This window comes from Pseudomonas sp. P5_152 (assembly GCF_033989915.1).
Classification (GTDB): Bacteria; Pseudomonadota; Gammaproteobacteria; order Pseudomonadales; family Pseudomonadaceae; genus Aquipseudomonas.
Genome location: NZ_JASFAH010000002.1, coordinates 5,027,458 through 5,044,872, shown reverse-complemented (window position 1 = coordinate 5,044,872; position 17,415 = coordinate 5,027,458). Strand labels below are relative to the sequence as shown.

General features: G+C 62.9%; 14 protein-coding genes. 7 read left to right on the top strand and 7 right to left on the bottom strand.

What is annotated here, in order from left to right; translation table 11 throughout:
• Positions 1 to 5: 5 nt before the first annotated feature.
• The gene (locus QMK50_RS22965; RefSeq protein WP_320334039.1) at positions 6 to 1,316 is read right to left on the bottom strand and encodes an MFS transporter; all 1,311 of its coding nucleotides are present in this window, start codon (positions 1,314 to 1,316) and stop codon (positions 6 to 8) included.
• 291 nt (positions 1,317 to 1,607) lie between these two features.
• Between QMK50_RS22965 and QMK50_RS22960 the strand changes: the two genes are divergently transcribed.
• Positions 1,608 to 2,480, top strand: coding sequence for a LysR family transcriptional regulator (locus QMK50_RS22960; RefSeq protein ID WP_095167822.1), 873 nt, complete (start codon positions 1,608 to 1,610; stop codon positions 2,478 to 2,480).
• Between the two features lie 123 nt (positions 2,481 to 2,603).
• Here QMK50_RS22960 and QMK50_RS22955 read toward each other — a convergent pair whose 3' ends face one another.
• Complete coding sequence (locus tag QMK50_RS22955; RefSeq protein ID WP_159994607.1) at positions 2,604 to 3,464, bottom strand: LysR substrate-binding domain-containing protein; 861 nt, start codon at positions 3,462 to 3,464, stop codon at positions 2,604 to 2,606.
• A 109-nt stretch (positions 3,465 to 3,573) separates the two neighbouring features.
• Between QMK50_RS22955 and QMK50_RS22950 the strand changes: the two genes are divergently transcribed.
• The 3 genes from QMK50_RS22950 to QMK50_RS22940 all read left to right on the top strand — a co-directional run bounded on the left by QMK50_RS22950 (position 3,574) and on the right by QMK50_RS22940 (position 6,337).
• On the top strand, positions 3,574 to 4,683 hold the full coding sequence (locus tag QMK50_RS22950; RefSeq protein ID WP_095167819.1) for a 2-aminoethylphosphonate--pyruvate transaminase: 1,110 nt from the start codon (positions 3,574 to 3,576) through the stop codon (positions 4,681 to 4,683).
• 79 nt (positions 4,684 to 4,762) lie between these two features.
• Positions 4,763 to 5,590, top strand: coding sequence for a phosphonoacetaldehyde hydrolase (phnX, locus tag QMK50_RS22945; RefSeq protein ID WP_095167817.1), 828 nt, complete (start codon positions 4,763 to 4,765; stop codon positions 5,588 to 5,590).
• 198 nt (positions 5,591 to 5,788) lie between these two features.
• Positions 5,789 to 6,337 carry a cytochrome b gene (locus QMK50_RS22940; RefSeq protein WP_320334038.1) on the top strand — a complete coding sequence of 183 codons (549 nt, stop codon included), beginning with the start codon at positions 5,789 to 5,791 and terminating at the stop codon, positions 6,335 to 6,337.
• On the opposite strand, the gene QMK50_RS22935 is transcribed toward QMK50_RS22940, so the two are convergent.
• On the bottom strand, positions 6,334 to 7,266 hold the full coding sequence (locus QMK50_RS22935) for a 1-aminocyclopropane-1-carboxylate deaminase/D-cysteine desulfhydrase (protein WP_159994603.1): 933 nt from the start codon (positions 7,264 to 7,266) through the stop codon (positions 6,334 to 6,336). The two genes, QMK50_RS22940 and QMK50_RS22935, sit on opposite strands and share 4 nt — an antisense overlap.
• Positions 7,267 to 7,455: 189 nt before the next feature.
• Positions 7,456 to 9,495, bottom strand: coding sequence for an NADPH-dependent 2,4-dienoyl-CoA reductase (locus QMK50_RS22930; protein ID WP_320334037.1), 2,040 nt, complete (start codon positions 9,493 to 9,495; stop codon positions 7,456 to 7,458).
• A 211-nt stretch (positions 9,496 to 9,706) separates the two neighbouring features.
• Between QMK50_RS22930 and QMK50_RS22925 the strand changes: the two genes are divergently transcribed.
• Both QMK50_RS22925 and QMK50_RS22920 read left to right on the top strand, forming a co-directional pair.
• Complete coding sequence (locus QMK50_RS22925; RefSeq protein WP_320334036.1) at positions 9,707 to 10,837, top strand: carbon-nitrogen hydrolase family protein; 1,131 nt, start codon at positions 9,707 to 9,709, stop codon at positions 10,835 to 10,837.
• A 3-nt stretch (positions 10,838 to 10,840) separates the two neighbouring features.
• Positions 10,841 to 11,881 (top strand): AraC family transcriptional regulator, encoded by a 1,041-nt coding sequence (locus tag QMK50_RS22920; RefSeq protein WP_095167808.1) that lies wholly within the window; start codon positions 10,841 to 10,843, stop codon positions 11,879 to 11,881.
• A 352-nt stretch (positions 11,882 to 12,233) separates the two neighbouring features.
• On the opposite strand, the gene QMK50_RS22915 is transcribed toward QMK50_RS22920, so the two are convergent.
• Both QMK50_RS22915 and QMK50_RS22910 read right to left on the bottom strand, forming a co-directional pair.
• A complete protein-coding gene (locus tag QMK50_RS22915; protein ID WP_320334035.1) occupies positions 12,234 to 13,145 on the bottom strand; it encodes a DUF2242 domain-containing protein in 912 nt (303 codons plus the stop codon).
• A gap of 91 nt (positions 13,146 to 13,236) precedes the next feature.
• Positions 13,237 to 14,136 carry a LysR substrate-binding domain-containing protein gene (locus QMK50_RS22910; protein ID WP_320334034.1) on the bottom strand — a complete coding sequence of 300 codons (900 nt, stop codon included), beginning with the start codon at positions 14,134 to 14,136 and terminating at the stop codon, positions 13,237 to 13,239.
• Positions 14,137 to 14,261: 125 nt separating this feature from the next.
• Here QMK50_RS22910 and QMK50_RS22905 point away from each other — a divergent pair, with 125 nt between their 5' ends.
• A complete protein-coding gene (locus QMK50_RS22905; RefSeq protein WP_320334033.1) occupies positions 14,262 to 15,467 on the top strand; it encodes an MFS transporter in 1,206 nt (401 codons plus the stop codon).
• A gap of 72 nt (positions 15,468 to 15,539) precedes the next feature.
• Here QMK50_RS22905 and QMK50_RS22900 read toward each other — a convergent pair whose 3' ends face one another.
• On the bottom strand, positions 15,540 to 17,399 hold the full coding sequence (locus tag QMK50_RS22900) for a SurA N-terminal domain-containing protein (protein ID WP_320334032.1): 1,860 nt from the start codon (positions 17,397 to 17,399) through the stop codon (positions 15,540 to 15,542).
• Positions 17,400 to 17,415: the final 16 nt, after the last annotated feature.

The window sequence follows — 17,415 nt, the reverse complement described above, 5'->3', positions numbered from 1 at the left end:
AGTGGCTAAATCGTTACCGGCACTGTGGGCACAAGCGCACGGTTAGGTTGCAGCCCTGCCGGGCGGCTGTTCCAGTGAGGGATCAGCACCAGGGCGGAAAACAACGCGCAACCGGCAAACACGATGAACACCGTGACCGTATCGAAGTAGCCGGGCAGCAGGCCGCCGAGGATCGCCCCGACCGAACCGCAGCCGTTGACGAAACCAGCGGCGGTGGCGCCGGCCTTGGCGGTGCCGAAGTCAATCGCGGCCGCACCGCTGATCATCGAGTCCGGTCCGTACAGGGTCAGGCCCATGACAAACAACAAGGCCACTACCAGCAACACGCTACCGGTCTGCAAGGCGCCCATGAACAGCGCCAGCGACACGGTCAGGGCCAGCAGGCTCAGGACGCAGGCCGGCAAGCGCCGCGCACCGAACAGTTTGTCCGAGGCCAGGCCTATCATGATCGGCCCCAGCAACCCCGCCAGCTCGAACGCGGTGGGGATGATCGCTGCCCCCACCTTGCCCACGGAGGGCATTTGCTCGAAGACGATCACTGGTCCCCACAACAGAATCGCGTAACGCGCTGGCTTGAGCATGAAGTACGCCAGGCCCAGGGTCAGCACCGTGCGGTTGCGCAGGATTTCGCGCAGCGGCGCCCACATACTGATCCGGCTTTGCGCATCTGCCTCGGCAGCTGTCAGTTGCGGCTGCGGCTCCACTGCCGGCAAGCCGACGTCTTCAGGCTGGTTGCGCTGAAAGATAAAAAACAGCAGCGCCACTACTGCCACCACCGCGGCACTGGAAATGAACGCCGTATGCCAACTGCCCACCAAGGTATAGGCCCACCAGCCGACAAAAGGCGAAGCCACCAGGCCGCCAAAGGCGTAGCACGAACTCCACAGGCCCAGCACCCGGCCGCGTTGTTCGGCGGGGTAGAAACTGCCGAGATTCTTGCACAGACCGGACCACCCGGTGGCCTGCGCCAGGCCCTGGATGAGCATGCAGGTAGCGAAGATCGGCAAGGTGGCAAAGGTGCCCATCACCAACGCCGCCAAGGCTGAGATCAACAATCCGCCGAACACCACCACCCGCGGCCCATAGCGATCGGCGAGGATGCCCCAGGTGAACTGGCCGACGGCATAGGCTGCCAGGTAGAGCCCGTCGAGGTTGGCCATGGCCATTTTGTCGAGGTGAAAGGTAGGGTCTTCACCGATCCCCAGCTTGGCCACGGAGAACGCTTTGCGAGTGAAGTAGAAGGCCGCGTAGGCGAGCCAGGTAATGGCGAAGATTTGCACGCGCCAACGCTTGAGGGTGCCGATGTGCTTTTGCATGGTGGATCTGACCTCAGGGTGTGAGTGTGCCGGCAGATTCCGAAAGCCAAACTCCTGTATTTTTATTGTTCAGCACTGCGCCAGGGCCCCTTGGAGGGCGGGCGTTACCGGTCAGATGAGTCCTGCTCCATCCCTGTCTCGAGATGTTCCATGCGCGTCAGGATCATGGCCACCGCCGTGGGTCGACTGACCGGCCTGCGGGGCTAGGTACGATAAAAACAGTTACTGTTGAATAAGAGAAATCGATTTATCGTATTTCAAATATACGCTCAGCCTGTAAGAGGTCACGCGATGTCGGTATCCCACGCCCAGCTCAAAGCTTTCCATGCCGTGGCCAAACACGGCAGCTTCACCAAAGCCGCCGAACGCTTGTTCCTGACTCAGCCGGCAATCTCCGACCAGGTGCGCAAACTCGAAGAGCGTTTTGGTGTGTTGTTGTTTCATCGCAACAAGCGCTCAGTGCGCCTGACCGACCTGGGTGAGCGCCTGTTGAGCATCACACAACGCCTGTTCGTGATCGAAGCCGAGGCCCAGGAACTGCTGCACGACTCCCAGGCACTGCAGACCGGCAGCCTGATCCTGGCGGTGGATGCCCCGGTCCACGTGCTGCCGCAAATCGCCCGGTTCTGCGAGCGCTATCCCGGCATCAGCGTGAAGATCGAAACCGGCAACACCGACGAATCACTGTTTCGCCTGTTCAACTATCAGGCTGACCTGGCCTTGCTCGGACGGGACGTCAGCGATGCGCGCCTGCTGACACTACCGCTGCGCAACGACCCGATGGTGGCATTCGTTTCCCGCAGCCACCCCTGGGCCGACCGCGAATCGATCTGCCTGGCGGACCTGGACGACACTCCGCTGGTATTACGCGAAATCGGTTCGGTGACCCGCCAGACCCTGGAAGAAGAAATGGCCCGGGCCGGCCTGCGCATTCGCCCGGCGATCCAGGTGGAGGGCCGTGAGGCCGCACGGGAAGCCGTAGTGGTCGGGATTGGCGTGGGCGTGGTCTCGGCCGCCGAGTTCGGCGCCGACTCCCGGGTTTGCGCTCTACCGATTATCGATTGCACCCGGCGCCTGACCGAAACCCTGGTGTGCCTGCGCGAACAGAGTTCTCGGCGCGTAGTGGCGACGTTTTTGCAGATGGTGCGTGAGAGCCTGGAGTAGGCAGGTCCGGCCCCATCGCGGGCAAGCCCGCTCCCACAGTGGCTCTGGGTGTTCGCAGATTTGGGGGACATCCACTCAGCTCCATCAATGTGAGCCTGCTAGCGGTAGACGCGCCACATTCCATCAGGCGGGCGCCAGGGCAAAAAACGCCTGGATCAGACGCAGGTCCCGGCGCCGCTCCATGCAGCCGATCAAGTGCCGATTGACCAGCCCCTCACCGATGATCGGCACCGCGCGCACCCGCGGGTCGTGACTGACCTCGACCGACGACACCACCCCGACCCCAAGTTCCGCCGCCACCGCCTCGGTCACCGCTTCGCGGCTGTCCAGTTCCAGCAGCACCCGAGGGGTGATCCGCGCCTGGCTGCAGGCCTCATCGAAGGTACGGCGGGTGATCGAACTCGGCTCCCGCAGGACCATGATCACCTGGTCCAGCGCCTCAAGGCTGATGCCCTGGTCCAGGCTCGACCAGGGGTGACCGGCGGGCACCAGCGCGCAGATGCGCGACTCGCTCAGGGCTTGCAGGTGCAGGCCCTTGCGCGGCTCGACTTCGGTCAGGACCGCCACGTCGGCGTGCTCGGACAGCAGCGCCGCGAGGGTTTCCTGGGCGTTGCCCAAGCGCAGGTTGACCGTGATGCCCGGGTAGCGCGCCCGCAGGCTGGCGAGCATCGGCATGACCATGTGCGGCCCGTCCGCCGCCACTTCCAGGCGCCCGGTCAGCAACTGCCGGTTGGCCTCGAGCATCACCTGGGCTTCTTCGGCCAGGCCGAACATCGCCCGGGTGATCGCCGCCAGCTTGGTGCCCTCCTCCGTCAGTTCGACCCGCCGTGCGGTGCGCCGCAGCAGCGTGATCTGGTAGTGCTCCTCCAGCGCCTTGATGTGCCCGGTGACTGCCGGCTGGCTGATGAACAGACGGGCAGCGGCCCGGGTAAAGCTGCCCTCACGGGCCACCGCATCGAATGCGCGCAGCTGGAACAGGTTCATGAATAAGCCTTACTGATGATTGGCATAACAACAAACAATTTGATTGATGGCGCGGCAAATTGCAATTTATCTCCCGTAGCTTCATCCCATCGATAACGAGGACACGCGAATGAGCACTGCCGAACCCATCCTGCTCACCCCCGGCCCACTGACGACTTCGGCCCGCACCCGCCAGGCGATGATGGTCGACTGGGGTTCATGGGATGACCGCTTCAACCAACTGACCGCCAGCCTCTGCGAACAACTGCTGAGCATCGTCAACGGCGCCGACAGCCACCACTGCGTGCCCCTGCAAGGCAGCGGGACCTTCGCCGTCGAAGCGGCGATCGGCACCCTGGTGCCCCGCGACGGTAAAGTGCTGGTGCTGATCAACGGCGCGTACGGCAAGCGCCTGGCGAAAATCTGTGAATACCTGGGCCGCTCGTTCAGCACCTTCGAAACCGCTGAAGACGAGCCGACCACCGCCGCCGACGTCGACCGCCTGCTGCGGGCCGACACCAGCATCACCCACGTTGCGCTGATCCACTGCGAAACCAGCACCGGGATTCTCAACCCGCTGGCAGAGATTGCCCAGGTCATTGCCGAGCACGGCAAACGCCTGATCATCGACGCCATGAGTTCGTTTGGTGCGCTACCGATCGACGCCCGGCAAGTGCCCTTCGACGCGCTGATCGCCGCCAGCGGCAAGTGCCTGGAAGGCGTGCCCGGCATGGGTTTTGTCTTCGCCAACAAGGACGCCCTGGCCAATGCGGCCGGCAACTCCCATTCGCTGGCCATGGACCTGTTCGACCAGCACAGCTATATGGCCAAGACCGGCCAGTGGCGCTTCACCCCGCCGACCCACGTGGTCGCGGCGCTCCACGAAGCCCTGCTGCAATACAACGAAGAAGGCGGCTTGGCGGTTCGCCACCAACGCTACGCCGACAACTGCCAGGTGCTGCTCGAAGAAATGGCCAGGCTTGGCTTGCGCAGCTTCCTGCCGACGGCCATCCAGGCGCCGATCATCGTCACCTTTCACGCCCCGCAGGACCCACGCTATCAATTCAAGGAGTTCTACGAACGGGTCAAGGCCAAGGGTTTCATCCTCTACCCGGGCAAGTTGACCCAGGTCGAAACCTTCCGCGTCGGCTGCATCGGTCACGTCAACCAGGCCGAGATGCGCGCCGCAGTGGCCGCCGTGGCCGAGGTCTTGCGCGAGATGGAAGTGCTCGACATCTGACTGTTCAGTGCTCAGCCGGACGCAGGCTACGCCAGCTGCTGCAGGGTTCACTATTTCCCAAATACAGGATTCGCAAACCATGAACTACAACAACCCAACTCAACTGCAAGCCGCCATCCTCGACTGGGCCGGCACCGTAGTCGACTTCGGCTCGTTCGCGCCGACCCAGATCTTTGTCGAGGCGTTCGCCGAATTCGACGTGCAGGTCTCCATCGAAGAAGCCCGTGGACCGATGGGCATGGGCAAGTGGGACCACATCCGCACCCTGTGTGACCAGCCACAAGTGGCCGAGCGTTATCGCAAGGTGTTTGGCCGCACCCCGACCGACGATGACGTGACCGCCATCTATCAACGTTTCATGCCGCTGCAGATCGAAAAGATCGCCGAGCACTCGGCGCTGATCCCTGGCGCCCTGGAGACCATTGCCAACCTGCGCCAGCAAGGCATCAAGATCGGTTCCTGCTCCGGCTATCCGAAACAGGTGATGGACAAGGTGGTCGAGCTGGCAGCCACCAACGGCTACATCGCCGATCACGTGGTCGCCACCGACGAAGTGCCCAACGGTCGCCCATGGCCGGCCCAGGCCCTGGCCAACGTCATCGCCCTGGGCATCAACGACGTCGCCGCCTGCGTGAAGATCGATGACACCGTACCCGGGATCCTCGAAGGCCGAAGCGCCGGGATGTGGACCGTCGCCCTGATCTGCTCCGGCAACGCGCTGGGCCTGACGTACGAGGGCTATCGCGCCCTGGGCAGCGACACCCTGGCTATCGAGCGCGAGCGCATTCATCGCCTGTTCGAAGGTTCGCGCCCGCACTACATGATCGACACCATCACCGACCTGCCGCAGGTGATCGCCGACATCAACAAACGCCTGGCCCAGGGTGAGATGCCACAAAGCAGCTGATCACCCTCGCGCCCGACAAAGCGCCAGCCCTTGACCGGGGCTGGCGCTTTTTTTTGGGTAAAGCCCTGTGACAGAGCGCTCTACGTAGGACAAAAGCCTGACCTGGCTCAGGCAATTTCCCGCTAACAGGATTACAGTGAAGGCACTCCGTCGCACAAGAATGGAGATTCGTGACCTGAACAGTGAGGAAAAAACCCTATGCCCTGGAAGAACTCTGTCTCACGCTACAGCAGCGTATCGATCGCGCTGCACTGGTTGATGCTGGTGCTGCTGATCGCGGTGTACGCCACCATCGAACTGCGGGGGATCTTTCCCAAAGGCAGTGGCGGTCGGACTCTGATCAAGGAAGCGCACTTCATGCTCGGCCTGACCGTGTTCGTCCTGGTCTGGTTGCGCCTGTTCGCCCGCAGCCTGGGGGTGGCACCGAAAATCGTACCCACTCCACCGCGCTGGCAAAGCCTGCTGGCGACCCTGATGCACGTCGCGCTGTATGTATTCATGATCGGCATGCCGATTCTCGGCTGGCTGATCACCAGCGCCGCAGGCCATCAAGTGATGTTCTATGGCATCGACCTGCCAATGCTGATCGGCGAAGACAAGGAGCTGGCCAAGCAGATCGAAGGCTGGCACGTGCTGGGGGGCACCATCGGTTACTGGCTGATCGGCCTGCATGCCGTGGCCGGACTGGCGCACCATTATTTCTACCGCGACAACACCCTGCTACGGATGATGCCCAAGCGCGGTTAACCACCTGCCTGGGAGGTAAATCCCCGGCGGCCCTGCAAGCCGCCGGTGTGCACAAAGATCCAGCGTGTGCCGGGGGCCACGTGCCCCGCCTCGACCTGTTGCTTGAGCGCCAGCAAGGCCTTGCCGGTGTACAGCGGCTCCAGCGGCAGACCACTGGCCTGCTCGGTGGCCTCGATGAACGCCAGGAGCACCGGGTCGACCTTGGCAAAACCGCCACGGCTGCCATCGATCAGCCGATAGTCGCCACCTGACCAGCCGCCCTGCGCCAGGATCGCTGCGACCTGTCCGGCCACACCGTGGTCGTCCGGCACCGCCAACACACCCTGCACCGCATGCTTGCCCGCCTCGGCCAGTACCAGGCCCGCCAGGGTGGTACCGGTCCCGCAGGCCAGCCACCAACCGTGGTGATCGGTCCAGCCCAGGCCAGGCAACTGCTCAGCGACCAGGTCCAGCAGTTGCCCGCAACCCCGCGCACCCGCCAAGCCGCCACCGCCCTCGGGGATTGGCGCAAACCCCGGGTACTGCGCCAACCACGGCTGCCAGAACCCAGGTTCATGCCGGGCTCGATAGCCGCCGTAACCCAGCCAGTGCAGGTGCATGCCGAACGCCTGCAGGTCTTGCACCGTGGCATTGGACTGGGGATGCCCGCGCAACAGACCGACGGTGGCAAAGCCAAATCGCTTGCCGGCCGCCGCCAGGGCGTGCAGGTGATTGGACCAGGCACCGCCCAGGCTGATGACGCCCTGTGCTCCCGCCTCGCTGGCGAGCCGGAGGTGATCCATCAGCTTGAACCACTTGTTGCCACAGATCAGCGGGTCGATCAGGTCCAGGCGCAGCACCGCGACCTCGACACCGGCACGGTCGAGCCAGTCCAGGTGCAGGGGTTCGAGGGGAGCGCGGGGAGACCAATCGGCAGGTACGCAAAACATCGGCAACATCGTTCACCAGAAGTGGAACGTCAGTCTACCAGCCATGCACCTCGTAGCAGCTGCCGAGCCTGCGAGGCTGCGTTCGGCTGCGAAGCAGGCGCCAAGGACCCACGCCAACCCGGCGAGGACTGCGTCCTCGAACGCAGCCTCGCGGGCTCGACAGCTGCTACAGGGCCAACGTGGGTTGGCTTAGAGCTCAGCCGCCAGACGCGATCCCTGGTTGATCGCGCGCTTGGCATCGAGCTCCGCCGCCACGTCCGCACCGCCGATCAGGTGCACGTTCTGCCCAGCGGCCAGCAGGCCGTCATACAGTTCACGCAGCGGGTCCTGGCCGGCGCAGATCACAATGTTGTCCACCGGCAACAGTTGCGGCTCGCCAGTCTCACCAATGCGAATGTGCAAGCCGGCGTCGTCGATCTTCAGGTACTCGACGCTGTTGAGCATCTGCACCTGCTTGTTCTTCAGACCGGTGCGGTGAATCCAGCCGGTGGTCTTGCCCAGGCCGTCGCCGACCTTGGATTTCTTGCGTTGCAGCAGGAACACCTCGCGGGCCGGGGCATGCGGCTCGGCCTTGATGCCGGCCACGCCACCGCGCGCTTGCAGGTGAGTGTCGATGCCCCACTCCTTCCAAAAGGCTTCGCGGTCCTGACTGGTGGACACACCCTGGTGCACGAGGAATTCCGACACGTCGAAACCGATACCGCCGGCGCCGATTACCGCGACTTTTTTACCGACCGGCTTGCGCTGCAGAATCACATCCAGGTAGCTCAGCACCTTGGCATTGTCGATGCCGGGAATCGCCGGCAGCCGTGGCGCGATACCAGTGGCCAGGATCACTTCGTCGTAGCCGCCGGCGACCAGTTGTGGCACATCGACCCGAGTATTCAGGCACAGCTCGACATGGCTGGTCTGCAACTTGCGGTTGAAGTAGCGCAGGGTTTCGAAGAACTCTTCCTTGCCCGGCACACGTTTGGCGACGTTGAACTGACCGCCGATTTCGCTGGCCGAATCGAACAGCGTCACCTGGTGCCCGCGCTCGGCGGCAACAGTGGCGGCCGCCAGCCCCGCAGGCCCGGCGCCGACCACGGCGATCTTCTTGATCTGCTGCACCGGCAGGTAATTGAGTTCGGTTTCGTGGCAGGCACGCGGGTTGACCAGGCAGGAGGTCAGCTTACCGCCGAAGGTGTGGTCCAGGCAGGCCTGGTTGCAGCCGATGCAGGTGTTGATTTCATCGCCACGCCCGGCAGCCGCCTTGTTGACGAACTCCGGGTCGGCGAGGAACGGCCGTGCCATCGAGACCATGTCGGCATCGCCTTCGGCGAGGATCTGCTCGGCGACTTCCGGGGTGTTGATGCGGTTGGTAGTGATCAGCGGAATACCCACCGAACCCCGCAACTTGGCGGTGACCTTGCTGAAGGCTGCACGCGGCACCTTGGTGGCGATGGTTGGAATCCGCGCTTCGTGCCAGCCGATCCCGGTGTTGATGATCGTTGCACCAGCCTGCTCGATGGCCTTGGCCAACTGCACGATTTCTTCCCAGGTGCTGCCGCCTTCCACCAGGTCGAGCATCGACAGGCGGAAGATGATGATGAAGTTCGGGCCGACAGCTTCACGCACGCGGCGCACGATTTCCACCGGCAGGCGCATGCGGTTTTCGTAGGCGCCACCCCAGCGGTCGGTACGGTGGTTGGTGTGGGCGGCGAGGAACTGGTTAATGAAATAACCTTCCGAGCCCATGATCTCGACGCCGTCGTATTCGGCGGTTTGCGCCAGGGCGGAGCAGGTGACGAAATCGCTGATCTGTTTCTCGATACCTTCCTCGTCCAGCTCTTTGGGCTTGAACGGGTTGATCGGCGCCTGGATCGCGCTCGGTGCCACCTGTTTCGGGCTGTAGGCATAACGCCCGGCGTGGAGGATCTGCATGCAGATCTTGCCACCGGCCTCATGCACCGCACGGGTGACGATCTGGTGTTTTAGCGCTTCTTCAAGGGTGGTCAGCTTGGCCGCGCCGCCGTACACCCCGCCCTCTTCGTTCGGACCGATACCGCCAGTGACCATCAGGCCAACGCCGCCACGGGCACGCTCGGCAAAGTAGGCCGCCATGCGCTCGAAACCACCCGGTTTCTCTTCCAGCCCGGTGTGCATCGAACCCATCAGGGTGCGGTTGCGCAACGTGGTAAAACCCAGGTCCAGCGGGGCCAACAGGTGCGGGTAGTGAGCGGCGGCCATCGGTAACTCCACAACGAGTGATCACGGAAAAAGTGCGAACGCTCTTGGGCGTCCATCGGTTATGGGTCACAGACTAAGAGCCGGCCCGCCTGCACTCAATGACCGTAACTGACAAGTTACTGATCCAAATGTGCAGCCCCCCTTGGCATTCGCCGGCATGGGGCCTACCCTAGTCGACGAACCCTGCACACGGCTGATCTTTAGTTTTCTCATGCGCAAACTTCTTTACCTGACATTCGCCATGGCCCTGCTCGCCGCCCTCACCACCTACGCCATGTGGACCGCCGAAAGACCGGTGGGCCATTACCTGTCCGACCTGCGCATCCAGCTCGCAGTGGATCAGGGCGTACCCGGTGACCGGGGCAACCTGCTGGGGATCCAGCCAGAGCTGTTCCCCACCGACTATCAAAGTCCCGAACGCCTGCACCGCAAGCTCGCGGCCTACTTGCAGCAAGCGCGCGATCAAGGCCTGCTCAACGCCAAGACCATCGTCGTGCTGCCTGAGCACATCGGCACCTGGTTGATGGTCAGCGGCGAGAAGGACGAGCTGTACCAGGCCAGCACGTTCGAGGAAGCCATGAACTGGCTGGCGGTGAGCAATCCCCTGCCGTTCCTGCGGGCGCTGATCGGCGCCCAGGGTGACAGCCGCCTGGAGGATGCCCACCTGCGCATGAAGGCCAAGATTATGGCCCGCCAGTACCAGGCGCTGTTCGGCGGCCTGGCCCGGGAATTCGACATTACCCTGGTCGCGGGCAGCATCGTGTTGCCGGAGCCGACGGTCAAAGACGGTGCCCTGAGCATTGGCCGGGGTCCGCTGTACAACACCAGCCTGGTGTTTGGCCGGGACGGTGCGCCCATCGGCCAGCCGCAACGGCAGTTGAGCCCGACCCTCACCGAGCAAGAGTTTATCCGGCCCAGTGGCGACCGGGCCGTCAACGTGATCCAGACGCCCGCCGGACGCCTGGGAGTGCTGATCGGCAACGACAGCTGGTACCCGGACAACTACCGCAAGCTCAACGACCAAGGTGCCGAATTGATCGCGGTACCGGCGTTCGTCACCGGCCGCAGTACCTGGGATCAACCCTGGCGCGGTTACCAGGGGCCCTCCACTCCCAGTGAAATCAGCCTCAAGCCCGGCGAACTCAGCGAAGGCCAGGCCTGGCACCGCCTGACCCTGACCGCACAGCCGCCGAGCAGCCTGGCCAATGCCGGGGTCAGCGTGTTCCTGCGTGGCCAGTTCTGGAACCAGGGCAGCGCCGGCCAGAGCTTCCTCAGCAGCAACGGCCAGCACTTCGCCGATGGCGAAGCCCGCGGTGCCCGTTTGCTGAATATCTGGTTGTAACCCATGAAGCCGCTGCCGATGCGCCTGGGGGACCTGTCCGTCGGCTTTGTCCATAGCCTGGCGGATGCCGTGCGCAGTCACGGCTGCGATCCACAACCGCTGCTGGAGCAATACGGCCTGGACCCTGCGCGCCTGGCCGAGGCCGGCGCTCGGCTGTCGATTCCGCGCTACATGCGCCTGGGCCACGCGGCCATCCAGATGACGGGAGACCCAGCCCTGGGCCTGCGCATGGGCCAGCTCAGTCGGTTGGGTCAGGCGGGGCTGGCCGGGGTCACTGCCGCCCAGGCACCGACGGTGCGCGAAGCGGCGCGCTGCCTGATTCGCTTCGAAGCCTTGTATGGCTCCAACTATCGCGGCCAGTCGAGCTTCCATGAGGATACCCAAGGGGCCTGGCTGCGGTTCTACTCCATCAGCCCGTACAACGCCTACAACCGTTTTGTGGTGGACTCGATCATCGCCGGCTGGTTGCAGCAACTCTCAAGTCTCTGCCCCCAACCACTGCGGGCCGAGCGCATCGAGATCGAATTCCTGGCACCCGACTACGCCGAGCGCTATGCCGTGCTGGGGGACTGCGCCTTGCAGTTTGGCGCCGAGCATAACCAGTTGCGCCTGAGCCAGGCCAGCCTGGCGCAACGCAACCCCGAGCACTGTCCCAGCACCTGGCGCCTGCTGCTCCAGCTGTGTGAGCGGGAGCTGGAGCAATTGACCCGCACCCGGAGCCTGCGCGAACGCATCACGCAGCTACTGGGGCCGTTGCTCAATGGCGGTCGTGAACCCGACCTGGAAGAAGTGGCGGCACGCTTGAAGTTGCCGACCTGGACCTTGCGCCGCAAGCTCGCTGAAGAGGGCACGCAGTTTCGCGCGATTCTCAACGACACGCGTCGCGACCTGGCCATGACCTATATCCGCGACACGGAACTGGCCTTTGGCGAAATCGCCTACTTGCTGGGGTTTGCCTCGGCCGAAGCCTTTCAACGCGCCTTCAAACGCTGGAACGGCCAGACGCCCGGCGAGTTTCGCCGCAGCCATCGGCAATCGGCCTGAAGCCCTCGCAAACTCGCAACCTGTAACTTGCAGCGGCTGCACTACAACTCGGTAGCGTCGTCCGCAGGCTCTAGCGGGTCGAGTTCGAATGCCTGATATTCCAGCAGCTCTTCTTGATAATCGTCCATTGCGAATTCCCTTTTAGTCGTGTCGAAAACCGTTGCACCAATGACCTACGCCATCAGCATAAAGTGCCCGCATGAAAGAAAAATGACGCGGGTACACGGTGGCTCCTGCCAATAAAACGTAGCAGACCCTGAAGAATTTATCATGGGCGCCGGATAGCGCAGTTTGATGCAGGTCAAGCGCCCGGCTGCGTTACCCCACAGGGGCCGCAGCGCTGGCTGACAGGTTACTGGCCGGAGGACGGCATAGGTGTGATCGGCTCGCTCGGGGCGGGCAGCGAATCTGGGTTGGCCGGGGGTGAGATCACTGGCGGCAAGGCTTGCGGCATGGGTTCCAGTGTTGGCTCCAGCGCAGGTTGCGGGACGGTCTGCGGGGCGGGCTCGATGACATTCGCAGGCGTGATCGGTGCGGCTTCGGGCGGTGGTGCTACCGGTTCGGATGCCGCCGGCGCAGTGGGCGCTGGCTCAGGCGTCGCAGGGGCAACGGGTTCGGCGGCAGGCACTGGCACAGGTTCTGGCGCAGGTTGTGCGGCAGGCGGCGGCGTGACTGGCGCGGGCTTGGCTTCTGGTACACCGAGGTCCGTCTTGGGTTTTTCGGTGATATGGGCGGCCTTTTTTACATCCGGTGGCAGGAACAATTCCACCAGGGCAAAAAAGCGCTCATAGAACTTACCCGAGGTGACGGTTTCACTCGCAACCTTGACCATCGAATCGTCGGAGGAGCCGATCGGCATCGATACCGACCCCAGCACCCCTACCCCGAGGCTGGCGGAGTTGTTGGTCTTCTTCAACGCGTAGCGGTCTTGCAAGGCGTTGGCAAACATGGTCGCGTGATGGCTGCTGTCTTCGGCGCAGACCACGCTGAAACTAATCTCCATGTGGGTGTCGCCGGTCTGCTGGAAGCTCTTGTGGCCACTGATCAGTTTCGGATCGGAACTGGTGATGATGTAGCCCTGGCTCAACAAGGCCCGGCGAGCAGCTTCACAGGAAGCGGTGTCGGTCACCGGATACTTGCGCGAGAAGGTTCCGGAGTCGTCGAAGTTCTCATGCTCATAAATGGCCTGGTCCTTCGCGCAACCAGCTGCGGCAGCCAGCACCAGCGCCAGTCCCGCGGTACGCATGGGGAATGATGTGAACATTGAACATCCTGAGGAAATCGGTACGGGGCGTATTGTGCAACAGTTCACCCCGTGACGGCGCATGGATTAGTGAGTTGCACACCTGACCCCTCTACTGACCATCGTTTAGCGGAAAAAGTCGCGCACTCAGGTGATCGATGAACACCCGGACCTTGGCGGCCGCATAACGGCTGGACGGCCAGAGGATCCAGAAAGTGCCCTGGTGCTCCAGGTGCGTGTCCAGCACGCGCACCAAACGCCCCTGCGCCACCGCCTCGCGCACCATGAAGTCCGGCAGGCAGGCAATCCCCAGGCCTTGCTGCACGACGTGGAACAAGGCTTCGATGGAGGTGCTGATGAAGCGGGTGGTCAATACTGGGTCGCTGCCATCCTCCTCGCCGTGCAACGGCCAGGGTTCGAGTTTGCCGCTGGCATGAAAGGTATGGCGCAGGCAGCCATGGGTCGCCAGGTCCTGGGGCACATGCGGGGTGCCATGCTCGGCAAAGTATTCCGGCGTACCGACCAGCACCTGGCGAAACCGCCCCAGGGCCCGGGCCATCAGGCGTGAATCCTTGGGGTTGCCGGTACGCACCACTGCGTCGAAGCCCTCCTCGACCACGTCCACCATGCGGTCCGTGAGGTCGATGTCGAGTTCGATCTCGGGGTAGCGCTGCATGAACTCGGTAAGCACCGGCATCACCAGGCTGTGCACCTGGGGCACGCTGATACGGAGCTTGCCCTTCGGCGCGCTGGCGGCGCTGCACAACTCGAACTCGGCCGCCTCGACTTCCGCCAGGATGCGCCGGCAGCGCTCCAGGTACAACGCGCCTTCGGCGGTCAGGGTGATGCTGCGGGTGCTGCGATGAAACAGGCGTACCGTCAGCCGCTCTTCGAGGCGGGCGATGCTTTTGCCCACCGCCGATGACGAAATCCCCAGTACCCGCCCCGCTTCAGTGAAGCTGCGAACATCGGCGACCTGCACAAACACCGAGATACTGCCCAGGCTATCCATTCTTCCATTCCCTCATTGCGGACATCCAGGTCCGATAAGTTCGGAACCTTAGCCTGTTTTTCCAGAGCGTGCAGCGCACTACCCTTGGCGCCATCTACACACCCTCTGAAACGGACCTCATGCCCATGAACGAACCCGAACTGCTCGCGCCCTTGCCCTCGGTGGCGCCGGAGCGCGCCGAACGCCTGCCCTTAGGGGGATTGCTGGCGCTGGCCATCGCCGGCTTCATCACCGTGATGACCGAAGCCCTGCCCGCTGGCCTACTGCTGCCCATGAGCGAGGGCCTGAATGTCTCGCACGGACTGATCGGACAACTGGTCACGCTGTATGCCGTGGGTTCGTTGCTGGCAGCCATTCCGCTGGTGATCGCCACACGGGGCTGGCGCCGCCGTCCGTTGCTGCTGATCGCCATTGCCGGGTTCAGCATCGTCAACAGCGTCACCGCCCTGTCCGAAAGTTACGGGTTGACCCTGGTAGCGCGCTTTTTTGCCGGGGTCTTCGCCGGGTTGCTCTGGGCGCTGCTGGCCGGTTACGCCAGCCGCATGGTGGCGCCTCACCTGCAGGGACGGGCAATCGCCGTGGCCATGTTGGGGGCACCACTGGCCCTGTCCCTAGGCGTTCCAGCGGGCACCTATGTGGGAAATATGCTGGGTTGGCGCACGAGCTTCGCCCTGATCAGTGTCATCACCGTGGCGCTGATCGCCTGGGTCCGCTGGCAGGTCCCGGACTTCCCCGGACAAAGCGCCGACAAGCGCCTGCCGCTCCGCCAGGTCATCGCCCTGCCCGGCTTGAAGGCGGTGCTGTTCGTGACTTTGGCCTACGTGCTGGCCCACACGATCCTGTACACCTACATTGCGCCATTCCTCGAGCCCGCCGGCCTCACCGGGCAAACTGACCAGGTGCTGCTAGTGTTTGGCCTCGCGGCGCTTTTGAGTATCTGGATCGCCGGCCTGCTGATCGACCGCTGGCTGCGCCCCCTGATGCTGCTCAGTTGCTTGCTGTTTATCGTAGCGGCGCTGCTGATGGCGACGGCCAGCGAGTCGGCGCCGCTGATCTATGCCGCGGTGGCCATCTGGGGCCTGGGCTTTGGCGCTCTGGGCACCCTGCTGCAAACCGCCCTGGCGAAAGCGGCCGGCGACTCGGCGGATACCGCACAGTCGATGCTGGTGACCATGTGGAACCTGGGGATGGCCGGTGGTGGCCTGGCCGGCGGCGTGGTGCTCGAGCACCTGGGCGCAGTGACATTCCCCTGGCTGGTCAGCGCCTTACTGCTGTTGTGCCTGCTGGTGGTTTTCAACGCCCGCCAGCATGGGTTTCCCGCCCGGAGCTGATTGACGGCCAACAAAAAACCCCGGCCTGGTGGCCGGGGTTTTTTGTTTGCAGCTTTACGCGTCAGTCAGGCATCAGTAACGCTTGACGTCGGCCTCGCTTTCCAACTGCTTGCGGTAGGCGGCAAAGTCTTGCTGGCCGACGCGGGACGCGAGGAAGCGGCGGTACTCAGCCTTCTCCTCGTCAGTAGGCGCAGCAGCTTCGTTCACCCCATTGAGGCGCACGATCACCAGGCTGCCATCAGCCAGGGTCACGCTGTCGAAGCTCGGCTTGTCCTTGGCAGCAGGCTTGGGCATGCGGAACAAGGCTTGTAGCACAGCAGGTTCGATACCTTCCTGACCACGGGTGGCCGCTTCGGTAACTTTCCAGCCCAGGCTGTCAATCGCGGTCTTGCCGTCGCGCAGGCCGGTAACCAGCTCCTCGGCCTTGGTCTTGGCCGCAGCACTGGCGTGCTCCTTGACCAATTGCGCACGAATCACGGTATCAACGCTGGCCAGAGGCATTTGCTCAGGTTTGCGATGCTCTTTGGCGCGCAGCACGATCACGGTTTCCGGATCCAGTTCGATGGCGGTGCTGTTGGCACCCTCATCCAACACTTCTGGACTGAACGCTGCAGCGATCACGGCACGGTTGGCCGCAACGCCTTCGCCACCTTCACGGCCAAACGGCGCGGAAGTGTGTACGGTCAGCTTCAGATCAGCTGCTGGCTGGGCCAGGTCGGAGGCTTCGAACGAGGAGTCCTCCAGTTGCTTGGTCGCCTCGACGAACAGTTGTTCGACCTGTTGGGTTTTCAGGTCGCGCGTCAGCTTGTCCTTGAGGCTGGCGAAGCTCGGAACTTGCGGCGCTTCAACACCCAGCAACTTGATCAGGTGGTAACCAAAGCTGGAGCGAACCGGCGCCGAGACCTGGTCTTTGTTCAACGCGTACAGCGCTGTTTCAAAGTCCGGGTCATAGACACCTGGGCCTGCGTAACCGAGGTCACCGCCATTGGCGGCCGAACCCGGATCCTGGGAGAACTCTTTGGCCGCGGCCTCGAAGCTTTCACCCTTGGCCAGGCGCGCTTGCACCTCTTCAATCTTGGCCTTGGCTTGCGCCTCGGTCACCTTGTCGTTGACTTCGATCAGAATGTGCGCAGCCCGGCGTTGTTCGGCCAGGTTGGCGATTTCTTTCTGATACGCATCCTGCAGCGCTTCGTCTTTCACGGTGACCTGGTCGAAGAAGGACGACTTCTTCAATTCCAGATAGTCGATGACTACCTGATCAGGTGTCATGAATTCCTTGGCGTGCTCGTCGTAGTAAGCCTTGACCTCGGCATCGGTCAGCTTGACCGAGGCAGGATCAGTCTTGACGTTCAGGGTCGCGAAATCACGGGTCTGTTTTTCCAGACGGGCGAAGGCAAGCACTTGGGCATCGGTGACAAAACCGCTGCCTGCCAGGCCGGCACGCAATTGGCCGATCAGCATTTCCTGAGCCAGCATCTCGCGGAACTGCAGGCGGCTGTAGCCCAACTGACGAACCACCTGGTCAAAACGCTCGGCACTGAACTTGCCATCGACCTGGAATTCAGGTGTCAGCAGAATCACCTGGTCCAGAGCCGCTTCGGAGAAAGCGAACTTCGAATCATGGGCGCCTTGCAGCAACAGTTTGCGATCGATCAGGCCTTTGAGGGCCGATTCGCGCAGCATTTTTTCATCCAGCAAGGACGCGTCGAAGTCCTTGCCCAGCTGTTGCATGAGTTGGCGGCGTTGCATATCAACCGCCTGGCTCAGCTCGTTCTGGCTGATTTCTTCACCGTTGACCTTGGCCACTTCGTTTTTCGAACTGGAGACCTGGAAAATGGCATCGACACCGGTCAAGGCCATCAGTGCAACGATGACCCCGATAATAGTCTTGGCAATCCAGCCTTGTGAATTGTCCCTGATATTTTGCAGCATGCGTCCCCCAGAAACG